Source organism: Pseudomonas sp. zjy_15, assembly GCF_043101865.1.
Lineage (GTDB): Bacteria > Pseudomonadota > Gammaproteobacteria > Pseudomonadales > Pseudomonadaceae > Aquipseudomonas > Aquipseudomonas putida_Y.
Genome location: NZ_JBICII010000112.1, coordinates 132761 through 144364, shown reverse-complemented (window position 1 = coordinate 144364; position 11604 = coordinate 132761). Strand labels below are relative to the sequence as shown.

The following is an 11604-nucleotide window of genomic DNA, read 5'->3' as shown; positions in this document are numbered from 1 at the left end:
TGATTTTCCTTTCACCCGGCCACTGCCTGGTACTTTGCCTTGTCCTGGCGGTCTACCTCTGGCCATGTCAGTCATCCCCCAAGGTCACGGTCACGGCCTTGAGGTCGCCGTCCTCGGTGTAGGCGAAGCGTACAGTGGCTGGCGGTGCCTGTTCTGGCCGTGGCTGCTCGGCCAGCCACAGGTTGAGCGTGGTGGCCAGGGCGCGGGCGGCCGCCACAGGGTCTTCATTTTCATCGAAGGTCACGGTGGCCATGGCTCACACCTCGGGATCGCTGCCGTAAAGCTTGCGGGGTCGGTTCAGCACAGCCGGTGCCACCGGCAAGCCGTTGTACGACACCTCGCTGGCCTGCTTTTCGTCGACGAAGCCCACCAGTTGGCCAGCAGCGTCACGTTGCAGTAGGAAGCGCTGGCCGTTGATGACCATCGCCCTTGCCACGCCAGTGCCGTCTCGCTGTACCGTACCCTGCATGGCCTTGGGCGCCCGCGTCTGTGGTATCGGCGGAATCTGCTCGAAGCTGGTATAGGTCGGCTGCGGTCGGCTGATTTCCAGCTGCCTGCGCTGTTCTGCAAGGGCCGCCTGTACCCGTTCTTCCACCGCCTGCTCAATCACCGCTTCGATGGCACCACCAATACCTGAGGGAACTTCGGGCGCGGGTGCCTGTTGCTGTTCTCGCCGCTCAACTTGCTTGGCGATCAATTGCAGTCGCGGGGTGGTCATTTCAGTTTCTCCAACAAGCGCTCTAACTTCAATTGCTCGCCGCCGTGCAGTCCTACACCCGATGCCTTGGCAATCAAGTCATCCAGTTTGCGCAGCGATACTTCATCACTGCCGGTCAGGACAAGTTTATCGCGAGCTTCCGTTGCTGCCTGAATCAGGGAGTGCCCCGTGTGGATATAATCAGACATGCTATTTCCCCTTGTTACGTTTCTGCCGTTTGAGCCACTTCGCTCTCTCACGGGCAAGCTGGCTGTCGATACGTTTGGTCTTGGTGTATTTCACGATTTAACCCCCGTCTCGCATGCGAAGTAGCTCACGATATCGAGCCTGTAACCTATCGTCCGCCAACCACTGTTTACGATTAGTGCGCATCACCTGCTCGCATTGGGCAATTTCGGATGCAAGGCCGCCGCCGGCTGGAATCGAGTGGACACCAATAGCTTGCTTATAAAGACCAAGAATTATGGGAGCGGTGTTGAGGGCCTTGATCCAGCCAGTGGTGTAAACGTCCAATGCCCGCTGCTCATTCAACGGCAGGGATTGAAAATAAGCATCCACCATCTTGATGTTGGCCTGGTAACTTTGACCCCAGAGCTTCTCAAGGTAGACGTATGTATTGATTTTAGCCGCGTCGTTCGCCTTCACCACCGCTTCGAACTGGGCGTCGTTAAGACTATCGGTCGGGTCGGAAGAAGGTGCGCGTCCTTGCGCAGGGGTGTCGCCAACCGGGGTTTGTGCTCGTTGTGCCAACTTCCTACCAGCTTCGGATACCCACCAACAGGCATCCTGCACAAACTTGGCGCTGAAGCCATTGTCATGCGCATAGTTGGCGAAGGCTTGGAAGAGGGGATCATTGACGTGTTCGAATAAGTTGTAGCGGTGATGCGGCTTCTGCTTGGCGGGCGGATTTGTGATCGCATCTAAAAACCACTTCACCGCCTTTTGTGGATGGGTGATGTTGTGCCCGAGTTTTAAAAAATCCGCGCAGAAAACCGCCCCCAACTGATTATATGCTTGTGTGACTTGTGCAAGTGTGACACCGGGTGGCAAGGGCTGGCCAAAAACCATTTGCCCGCCACCGGCATAATTGCGTGTGGACTCGTGCAGCAGATCGAGTTCAGTGCCACCGAAGTCGGGGGTCGGTGCGGGTGCAAGGGGCTGGCTATAAGGCTGAAGATCGCCAGCGCCGTACAGGTCGCCAGGGTCGTATAATTCGTTACTCATGACTCGCACCCAAAGTCTCGAAGAAGTGCGTCAGCGCCTTCTGCGAGGTAGGCTTCCACATCACGGAAAGATTCTTCGCACATAAACAGTCCAGCCCGGCGCATGATTAATTGGATCATGTGATTCTTGCCGTGGAAGCTCATGTTAGGTTCCGCGATAAGACCGTTAATAGCTTCGTCAATTTTATTTACGAACATGACGACGGCCTCAACAAGCAGATAGGATTTTAGGGTGTGTTTATAGGTCGGCAATGGAAGTTTCATATCATTTACCTTCCGCAATAAGTTTGAGGCGTTGCCAATACAAAGAGCAGCGTGGGTGCACTCGCTCGCTCTGGATCGGGATACCCACCGGACTTTTGGCTACTGTCAGTTCTATCGGTGCGAAACTGTTCTCTACAAGGCCACAGAAGGCGCAGGCTTCGCGGCTGTTTATAAGTCGGCGCGTGACCAATATTTGTGCATCTTTCGCACTATCTGGAAGAGCGGTGCAAATTAAAACGTAGTGACCGGTAGTGTGGCGGTAGAGGATGGTTTCCCAGTTCAGATTCAGTTCGCGCTGGGTTGCTTCGCGACGCAAGATATTGGAAATAGCAGCCTTATCGACTGTTACACCACGCCAAGCTAGACCGATAAGTTGATCGAACGGTCGGCGTATCGCTTGAACTTCGCGGGCCAGGCGCTGCATGGCGCGCAGGATTTCTTGAGTATCCATATTAGGAGGCCTTGAACGCCGGATGCGACTTAAGTTGCTCGATGCACTTTTCCTTGTTGGTGGCGCCTTGAACAATAAGCACCGAGTCAGAGAGTCGACGTGCGCAATATCCGTCCATCTGGCTGTAAAAGATTTCGAAGTTGATCAGGGCTTCGCTGCCATCGCTGATAATGCCCGGCAGTTTCTTGTAGTCCAGCAGCACCGTAGACACAAAGGATTGGCTGGCTTCCATGACCAACACATTGGCGATAGCCGATCTGTCATCCCACACGATAGTGATATGCGCCAGCGGTTGCAAACGGTGCGCGACGGACAACCAGTATCCAGGCTCAGTCAGCATCTTAGGGTCAGTGTCACGATCTACGACGGCGCAGTACCGGACAATCCTGTAATCCTCGAAACTCAAGCGATCTGGGGCCAACGGCTTGATCTTTTGGTTGGGGGTTTCAGTGGCTACTTCCGGTGAAATCTCGGCCTTGGTGGGCATTTGTGCATACTCCCAGTTGATTTAACTTGAGTATGTTCTTAATGCCGTGCGGGGCAATAGTTGGCGGGTAACAGCGATGCAACTTCTGGTCAGAAGTAGTATCCGTGTTTAATCAGGATTGCCGTTATTGTGTCCCGTGTCGGTGGCCTCTCGAACTTGTACCGAGGCTGATTTACACCAGTGCCAGGGGTGCCGTCGTCTTTGAAACGAATCAAGTGATTCCGGACTTTGGTGGCGCGGAAGCAGGGCGAAACTCCCTTGATGGCAGTGAGTAACGTTGCATTGCCCAAGGCTTGCAGCACCAGGGCTTCGATATCCGCGCTACGACACTGGCGAGCGTGGGCATCGTCCGGTGTCAGGCGTGCCACTTCAGCCTCAAGGCGTTGTATTTCGGCCTCCAGCGCCTGATACCGGTCAAGGTACTCCAGCACAGCCGTGGCTTCGGCAGGCGGCATGTAGGTCGTGATAGCGACGTTGGTGGCGTGGGTGCTACCCGCCGTGGTATCCAGATATTTCACAGTTGAATCCCCCGCACAGCCTGGCGGAAGCCATTGAAGACTTTATGACCCCGAGGCTTCCAGGGCGTGTCGCGGTATTCCGGCCATGCAGTGTCGAGCAAGGTAACCAATCGCGTCGTTTTCATCAGTCGAATCCTCCAAGCGGCCTTCACCAACGCCGCCTCATCGGGTGACAACCAGAACTTCACCTCAAATATGCCCGCAGCGGGCCGCCGCCTGCGCCCACGGCGCGTTTTCGTTCTTTTCCGTCCACACACCCACAGGGGCTATCTGTCGCTTCACAGCGGGGCTCTTTTTGGTCTTCCCGGAAAGCTGCGGCTATCCTCGACAAACGGCCACAAGGGGCCGGAAACCCACTCCCGGTGGTAGATTTCCCGTGGTAAGTCCTTTCCTCACTTACCAACTACTTGATTAATAAGTCCTTTTTGTTCTGATGTTGAGTCTTTACCAGACGGTGAATTCACTATCCTGGCCGCCTTGCCACGTCGGCAGCTTGCTTTGGTGGTCAAACCACAACGATGGGTTTTTGCTCCACCTATCACCGAGGGCTGCCCAGCCGTAAGCTGGCACCGGTGCTGATCAATTACTGTCCCCGCCGGTTTTCTAATTGTGTGCCTACGCCATACAGTTTCGTTAGAGCAAACTTTGTTTGCGCACTAAACGAATTATCATTTCCACCACTGTCTCGCCTGGGAGCAGCGCCGCTTTCACAGCAGCCGCCTGTTCGGGATCGACCCACAGGGTCAGCGCCACCCACCCCTCGGCACGTCTTCGCGCTCGCAGTGCACGCATCCGGGATGCCATCGCGGTTCGCGGTTTCGGCGCGGCCAACACCCACCCCATAGAGAGCAGTCGCTCAATCTCCACAGGGTTGGCAATCGTCCTGGCGTGCGATGGGTGCACCATCATTTTCGGTCTCATTTTCACCTGCCTCCGATCAGGTTTGAGCCTCCAAACCTGATCTAACCAGCGTGCTAGAGCGGTCACGGTAAAAATGCCGCGCCGCCGCCAAACCTGTTCAAACCTGATCCACAGGCTCTAGGACGGGCCTTTCAGGAGAACAGGTTTCAGGTTTAACCCCTAAGTAAGCGAGTGCGCTAACCTGAGTGCGCACACTCACTCCACTTACTGTCCATCAGGTTTAACCGCTCAAACCTGATAAACCTGATCCACTAAAACCATTGTTCTAGAGCCTGTGGATCAGGTTTGAACCGTCAAACCTGATCAAACCTGCTCTGTCAGATACCACGTTTCCGCCGTGCCCTTGCCGCCTTGGCAGGAAACCTGCCTGGTTGTGATGTGACCGGCGCTCTTCAGCATCTCAAGCATCACCCGCACAAGGTCTTGCTTGACGCCGTGCTTCTTGGATGCGGCGCGGATTTTCGTGTAGGACATTCCCTCGGCAGGCACGTTGTCGCGCAGCCACTCCAGCAACCGGTCGCTGTGTGCTTGCTTCTCGTCCGGCCCGGTCACGCGCTCCATATGACCATCCGGCATGACCGCCAGATAGACTGGCTCCTTCATCTTGTCGCCATAGTTGGCTTTGACGTGGTGGTAGGCGAGCACCGGTCTGCCCGTGACCACAGCGGCATTGCCGAAGCCGATACACTTCTTGCGCACATCCTCGACCGGCACATCGACCAGCACCACCATCGTGCGCATCGCGCCGGTAAAGGAGCCGCCTCCACGCCCGACATAGGCATCCACGACCTTGTTGCGCGCCGCATCTTTCGACACATGGCGAACCGTTATGACTGCCGCGCCCGTGGCCTTCGTGATCAACTTCACCGCCTTGGCAAGCTGCGCCAGGTCCTCGTTAAGCTCGTCGCCGCCATGCATCAGAGCTGCCGTTTCCAGCATCACCAGCATCGCGCCCTGGCAGCGTTCGGCGATCAGTTCGATAACCTCATCCCGCACGCTACAAACACCGAACGCCTTCGCCGTGAGCATCAAGTCGATTTCATCGCAGCCGAGCACCACAAGGTTCTCAGCAATCGCCCGTTTGGCCTTGGCGCGCTCCAGTGGGTCGGCAATGGCGCGCAGCCAGGTTTTCACCCGACGAATGATCTGTGGGCGTGGGTCCTCCCAGGAAGCGAAAACCGCCTTGCCTTGTGTGACGCTAAGCCCCTGCCAGTCGCGCCCGGTGGCGACGCAACAACACTGCTCGGCCCCGTTTATGCTCTTGCCGATGCCGTGGGCACCAGAGAATTCCCCTGGCACGCCCAGTGGGTAAATGGGCTCGATGACGTACTGTTGCGATGGGTCTTCCGCGTCCAGCTCGTCAAGCGTGGTCGCCTTGGCGTCGAAGCGAATAGCAGCCTGTGCCTTTTCGCTTGGCACGGGTATACCCGCGAACGCCCGGATGGTTACAGCGTCGGGCTGTGCCCAGGCCGAGTTATAGGGTGCCAGCCGGGCCAAGATGCCCTGCCAGGACTTCGCCCACGCCTTCTCCAGCTCTTTCAGAGCGAACTCGGCGGGATCGTGAGGATGCTTGCTGGTGCAGTAATCAACTAGTCCCGGCTCTTTATGCAGCGTGGCCAGCACATCGTCGCACGGATGGCCGTCGTCCAGCAGGCCACGCAGCAGGGGCATCATTGCATCCGAGCGCTTGCCCTTCGACAAGGTGCCTGCCACAAGCGCGGCTTGATCGTCCGGCAAGCCGTAATCGTCCAGGCAGATAGGCGTGCCGATGTTGGTAGGCGGCATGACTGCCTTGACTTCTTCGGCTACGGCCGGCAGGAAGTCGAAGGCATCCAGGCCTACGGTCTGGGCGTTCTGCTGGATCAGGGTCGCGGGTACGGCTACGCGGCCCTTGGCAAGCTTCGTTGCAGTCGGCAGGTTGATCGTGCCGGGCAGCCTCATGATGCGGTCGAGGTTATGGCAAGCATCGCCGCCCAAGGCTTGTGCCAGGCGCTTGTTCACATCCTCCAGCTCAGCGGTATTGCCGTCATGCAGGATAGGCTCCTGGCGCTTCCAGAAGACGCCCAGACCGTTACCAGAGTCGATCAAGGTACTGGGCTCAATGGAGAGGCCCGTCACAGCCTTACGGTGACGCTTCTTGGCCGCGTCCGGTGTTTCGCCATCGGCCGGGTCCAGGTCAACGTGGTGATAGGCCAGCGCCGCGATATCGGCCTTCGTAGCCTTCTTGCCGATGGCGCGGCGCAACGGGTTTACGGCGAAGTACAGATTCGCCTTGCCATTGTGCTGCGCGATGAAAGGGGTCAGGTCGTCGATCTGGTCAGGGTGCACAGCCATCGCTGTGATAGGCCCATCAGGCGTGATGGCCACGGCTTGGAAGTACCATGTCGGCATCCAGCCGTCGCAGTGCCACTTCGAGAATTCGATAGCTTGCTCACGATTCCTTTTGGCGCTAGGCTTGGTTGTACGCGTATTTCCCTTTGCCTTCTCCGCCGTTGGCGCGGCGGGAGGCCTCTTCTTGGTATCCATACCGCCCCCTTAGATCAATGCTTTCGCGGCTTGGCGCTTGGCTTGGCGCCCTGAAACAGCCTTGATGGCGTTGCCGTCGATTGTCGTCTTGACGGTGAACGAGGCGAGCAGGGCGCGCACGTCACCCACGCGCCAGCCGACCATGCGCGGTCCGATCTGTACGGGTTTGGGAATGGTTCCAGCCCGGACGCCATCCCACAGCGAGGTGTGCGAATAGCCGGTCAGTGCCAGGACCACAGGCTCACGGATGACGGCGGAATCGGGAAGGGTGTCGAACGGAATATTTTGAGCGGCCATAAAAAGCTCCGACAGCGAAAGAATGATCCGGCCTATGGCCGTCCGTTTCGCAAATCGAAGCTTCTGTCGAGTCTCCAGCTACCCCGCGCCATTACGCGCTACTACCTGATACCTGTTACCTGTTTCCTTGGGCCGCATGCGTACAAAGGCTGGAGTGCACAGACGCATGCGTTGCGATACCCGGTGTTGCGCCTCCACCATACTACTATCGCGTACTAGGTCAACTGGTCTTCGCCATTCCTTCTAGGTGACTTGCCCACCAGGCCATGATTTTCCGACGTTCGGCCAGGTACGTCGCTTTGTTATATTTCCCTCTTGTGCCGCCGATGACATGCGCCAGCTGGGCTTCGATGGCGTCAGATTCAAACAGCTGCTTGTCATCATCGCCGCGTGCCTCGTTGAGCGCCGTGCTGGCGATATGACGGAATCCATGCACCGTCTGTTTCTTTGCGTAGCCTAGGAGCTTTAAGGCGTTGAGCAGTGTGCTATTCGTGATGCCTTTCTTCCCTCCACGACCCGGCAAAATCAGTTTGCTCTCGGGGTTCATGGCTTTGAGTTCTACAAGGATGTTTATGACCTGTGGCGCCAATGGCACTAAAAGCGCTCTTTCCATTTTCATGCGCTCGGCCGGTATCTCCCACAAGGCGTTATCAAAATCGAATTCCGACCATTCAGCCTGAAGCAGTTCATTGGCGCGCACGAAAGTCAGCGCTATTAGTTGCAGCGCCAGCATGGTTTGGCGGTTGCCGATGCTTTCATAAGTGGCGATCTTTCTTATCAGGGCGGGGAATTCTTTGGGGCCTACGTGTGCCTGATTTTTCGCCTTGTGCACCTTCAATGCCCCTTCACGGCCCACGGCCACATTCTGCCCAAGGCGCCCGCTGTTTATGGCGTAGTCGAGGACGGCGCGTATGTTGGCCAAGACCCGATACGCCACCTGGGTGAACCCGGCGGCCTGGACTTTGCGCAGTGCCTCAAGAACGTCTGACGCTTCGATGGCCGTCACCGGCATCTTGCCGAGGACTGGGAAGGCGTACGCTTCCAGGCGCGCCCACATGCCCGTGGCGTACCCCTCGCCCCACCCCGGTGACTGGGCATCGTGCCATTCGCGGGCGATGGCTTCGAAGGAGTCGGCACGGGCTTGCTTCTCGACGACCTTCTGTTTCTTCTTCGCCTGTGCCGGGTCGGTGCCTTTCTTGAGCAGCTCGCGCTGGACCTTGGCTGCTTCGCGGGCCTGGGCCAGGCTGACCTTCGGGTACGCCCCCAGCGCCATGCCGCGTTCCTTACCGTCGAGGTAATAGCGCAAGCGCCACCACTTGCCGCCAGGCCTACCGTTTTTGTCATCCGCCATGCACCACAGATAGAGGCCATCCCCGTCGTGGTACTTCTTGATTTTCTTACCGGGTGGGCAGGTAGCGTTCTTGATTTGCACGTCTGTGAGCGGGCTCATGGCGGCGACCTCCAGTGGTAGATTTGCTTTTTTCTACCACGGTTTCCTGTCGGCTACCACTGTACTTAGCCGTACTACCACGCCACACAAAAAAGGCCAAAACCTGCGTTTTTGCTAGGTTTCAGCCTTTTATTTCAAGCGCTTAGGTTGTTTTCTGTAGTCACATGCAGACTGACGATTTGGATTCAAGCAGTGGGTTGGGCATCGCGCAAGTGCCGTTCGGTAAGTAATGTGACTTTTGTCGCTGAGCGGTCGTATGACGAGCCGGGCTGTCTGTTGCGGCCTAGACAGTGGCTATCTCATTGGCCGTCAGTTCACGGTACTCTCCCGGCGCCAACCCCGGATCCAGCCGGATCGCCCCCATGCTTTCCCGGTGCAGCCCCACCACTTTGTTGTTGAAATGCCCGAACATGCGCTTGACCTGGTGATAGCGCCCTTCGACGATCGCCAGCCGGGCCTGATGGGGGCCGAGGATATCCAGCTGGGCAGGCTGGGTGGTGAGGTCTTCGAAGGCGAAATAGAAACCCTCGCGAAACTTGGCCACATAGTGCTCGCCAATCTCGTCCTCGGTGTCCACCAGATAATGCTTGGGCAGTTTGGTGGCAGGCTGGGTCAGGCGCCGTGACCACTGGCCATCGTTGGTCAGGATCATCAGCCCGGTGGTGTTGAAGTCCAGGCGCCCGGCGATGTGCAGGTCATCTCGCAACGCCGTTGGCAGCAGGTCGAGAACGGTACGGTGTTGCGGGTCGTGGGTGGCGCTTACGCAGCCAGTGGGCTTGTACAGCATCAGGTAGCGGGCCGGGCGGCCGGCCTGCAGCAGTTGCTCGTCCAGCTCTACGCGGCTGAATTCACGTACTTCGGTCAGCGGGTCGCTGACGATCTGGCCGTCCACCCGCACGCGGCGTTGCGCCAGCATCAGGCGAACTTGCTGGCGGTTGTAGCTGGGCAGGTTGGCGAGGAAACGGTCAAGGCGCATGGTAACGATCAGTGGGCAGCGGATGGACGGAGCTGTTCTTCAACGGCGGCGCAGCGCGGGCACAGACAGGCCTTGTTGCGCAGCTCGGCGGGCAGCGCCTGGAGCACGGCCGGGTCGATGGTCACGCTGTAGCACCAACAAGCCTGGGTGGCACGGCGTGGGTCGGCCAGGCTGCACTGGTTGAGGGCACCGCAAGCGGGGCAATGTTGCTTGTCATTCATGGCGGGTTTCACTGCAGACGCGGTTGCGGCCAGCCTGCTTGGCACGATAAAGCGCGCGGTCGGCGCGGGTCAGCAGGGCGTGCAGGGTATCCCCCGGTTGCAGGCTGCTCAGGCCGATGCTGGTGGTCAGCCGCAGCGGCTGGTTGTCGTAACTGAAGGTCAGCTGCTCGGTGCGTCGGCGGATCTTTTCCGCCACCTCGATGGCCTGGCGGCTTTCAGCTTCGCGCAGTAGCACGATGAATTCCTCACCGCCCCAGCGGCACAGTATATCTGACTGACGCAGGCTGCCTTGCAGCACATTGGCGAATTGGCGTAGCACTTCGTCACCTGCCAGGTGGCCGTGGGTGTCGTTCAGCGCCTTGAAATGGTCCAGATCGATCAGCAAGGCCACCAGTGGGCTACTGTCGCGCCGGGCTTCGCGCAACGCCTGGGCGGCGAGCAGGTCGAAGCTGCGCCGGTTGTGCAAGCCGGTGAGGCTGTCGAGCGTGGCCAAGGCTTCGGTGCTGGCCTGGTGGCGGCGGACCATGGCATGCACCAGTGCCAGCACCACCAGGGTGATCATCGTACAGATCGCCAGGTTCAGGTACAGGGCCTGGCGAATGCGGTCGAGGACGCCGGTTTCGCGTTTGTCCACCAGCAGGTACCAGTTCAGTTCGGGGAGGTGACGCACGTTGAGAAAGTGGCTGTGGTTTTCGCTGTCATGGTACTCGTGGCTGCCTTCGCCTGGCACCCACTGCTCGGCCAGCAGGGCCTTCAGCTCAGGGTTTTCCTTAAGTGGCTGGCCGACTTGCAAGCCATGCGGGCCGCCCCCGGAGCCGGTCAACAGCACCTTGCCTTTGGCATCCGTGAATAGCACCGCGCGCTGGTAGCGGCGTTGGTACTGATCGATCAGCTCGACCACCGACGATACGCTCAGGCCTACGCCTGCCGCACCGATGAAGCGCTGCTGGTAGTCGTGCACCTGGTAGTTGATGAACACAGTCAGGCTGTCCTGGTTGGCCATGTCCAGGTCGACGTTGATCTCATAAGGGGCCTTGAGTTCACGCAGACGGAAATACCAGGCATCACGCCAGGTGCCCGGTTCGACATGCTTGAGCACACCTTTGGCCTGGTAGTAGGTCAGCGTGCGATCGGACACGAAAAAGGACGTGAATATGTCCTGCTTGCCCATGACCTCGCCCAGGTAGCGCGTCATGCGTTCGGTATCCTGCTCGCCGGACAGCACCCAGTCGCGCAGGAAGGTGTCCTGGGCCATCATCGAAGCGATCAGCACCGGGCGGATCAGGTCTTTCTGGATTTCCGAGTAGACAGTGTCGGAGGTCAGCGGCAATTCGGTATTGATGATGCTGTCGCGGATGGCGCTGCGCGAGGAGAAGTAACTGAGCAGCGAAGTGGCCAGGAAGCCGCAGGCCAGTAACACGAGCAGGGTAACGATCAGCGAGCGCTGCGAGAACAGAGCGGAACGTAAGGGCATGATCTTCCCGTGATGTGTGCCGAGCCGCTTATTCTATTGAGATGGCGGGCAAATGACTGCAAGTTTTTCAGGGTTATT

The 11604-nt window shown here is 58.3% G+C and carries 15 protein-coding genes; all 15 read right to left on the bottom strand.

Going from position 1 to position 11604, the window contains the following annotated elements; genetic code table 11:
* Window positions 1-67: 67 nt before the first annotated feature.
* Window positions 68-253, bottom strand: coding sequence for a hypothetical protein (locus ACF8EF_RS22295; protein ID WP_392460563.1), 186 nt, complete (start codon window positions 251-253; stop codon window positions 68-70).
* A gap of 3 nt (window positions 254-256) precedes the next feature.
* Window positions 257-718, bottom strand: a complete 462-nt coding sequence (locus ACF8EF_RS22290; RefSeq protein ID WP_392460561.1) for a hypothetical protein — start codon at window positions 716-718, stop codon at window positions 257-259.
* Window positions 715-906, bottom strand: coding sequence for a hypothetical protein (locus tag ACF8EF_RS22285; RefSeq protein WP_392460560.1), 192 nt, complete (start codon window positions 904-906; stop codon window positions 715-717). Before ACF8EF_RS22285 ends, ACF8EF_RS22290 begins: the two co-directional genes overlap by 4 nt.
* A 97-nt stretch (window positions 907-1003) precedes the next feature.
* A complete protein-coding gene (locus tag ACF8EF_RS22280) occupies window positions 1004-1942 on the bottom strand; it encodes a hypothetical protein (protein WP_392460559.1) in 939 nt (312 codons plus the stop codon).
* On the bottom strand, window positions 1939-2205 hold the full coding sequence (locus tag ACF8EF_RS22275) for a hypothetical protein (RefSeq protein WP_392460557.1): 267 nt from the start codon (window positions 2203-2205) through the stop codon (window positions 1939-1941). The genes ACF8EF_RS22280 and ACF8EF_RS22275 overlap by 4 nt, the downstream gene beginning before the upstream one ends.
* 1 nt (window position 2206) lies before the next feature.
* The gene (locus ACF8EF_RS22270; protein ID WP_392460556.1) at window positions 2207-2656 is read right to left on the bottom strand and encodes a hypothetical protein; all 450 of its coding nucleotides are present in this window, start codon (window positions 2654-2656) and stop codon (window positions 2207-2209) included.
* A gap of 1 nt (window position 2657) precedes the next feature.
* Window positions 2658-3143, bottom strand: a complete 486-nt coding sequence (locus ACF8EF_RS22265; protein WP_392460555.1) for a hypothetical protein — start codon at window positions 3141-3143, stop codon at window positions 2658-2660.
* Window positions 3144-3232: 89 nt separating this feature from the next.
* Complete coding sequence (locus ACF8EF_RS22260) at window positions 3233-3661, bottom strand: hypothetical protein (protein ID WP_392460554.1); 429 nt, start codon at window positions 3659-3661, stop codon at window positions 3233-3235.
* Window positions 3658-3786: a hypothetical protein gene (locus tag ACF8EF_RS22255; RefSeq protein ID WP_392460553.1), complete on the bottom strand. Its 129-nt coding sequence runs from the start codon at window positions 3784-3786 to the stop codon at window positions 3658-3660. Before ACF8EF_RS22255 ends, ACF8EF_RS22260 begins: the two co-directional genes overlap by 4 nt.
* Window positions 3787-4885: 1099 nt before the next feature.
* Window positions 4886-7108 (bottom strand): AAA family ATPase, encoded by a 2223-nt coding sequence (locus ACF8EF_RS22250; RefSeq protein WP_392460552.1) that lies wholly within the window; start codon window positions 7106-7108, stop codon window positions 4886-4888.
* A 9-nt stretch (window positions 7109-7117) separates the two neighbouring features.
* Window positions 7118-7405: a helix-turn-helix transcriptional regulator gene (locus ACF8EF_RS22245; protein ID WP_392460551.1), complete on the bottom strand. Its 288-nt coding sequence runs from the start codon at window positions 7403-7405 to the stop codon at window positions 7118-7120.
* A gap of 220 nt (window positions 7406-7625) precedes the next feature.
* Entirely contained in the window at window positions 7626-8855 is a 1230-nt protein-coding gene (locus ACF8EF_RS22240; protein WP_392460550.1) for a tyrosine-type recombinase/integrase, read from the bottom strand.
* Window positions 8856-9138: 283 nt separating this feature from the next.
* Window positions 9139-9831 (bottom strand): pseudouridine synthase, encoded by a 693-nt coding sequence (locus ACF8EF_RS22235; RefSeq protein ID WP_176682665.1) that lies wholly within the window; start codon window positions 9829-9831, stop codon window positions 9139-9141.
* An 8-nt stretch (window positions 9832-9839) separates the two neighbouring features.
* Window positions 9840-10052 carry a cysteine-rich CWC family protein gene (locus ACF8EF_RS22230; protein ID WP_392460549.1) on the bottom strand — a complete coding sequence of 71 codons (213 nt, stop codon included), beginning with the start codon at window positions 10050-10052 and terminating at the stop codon, window positions 9840-9842.
* Window positions 10045-11526, bottom strand: coding sequence for a diguanylate cyclase (locus ACF8EF_RS22225; RefSeq protein WP_176682667.1), 1482 nt, complete (start codon window positions 11524-11526; stop codon window positions 10045-10047). The genes ACF8EF_RS22230 and ACF8EF_RS22225 overlap by 8 nt, the downstream gene beginning before the upstream one ends.
* Between the last annotated feature and the right edge of the window lie 78 nt (window positions 11527-11604).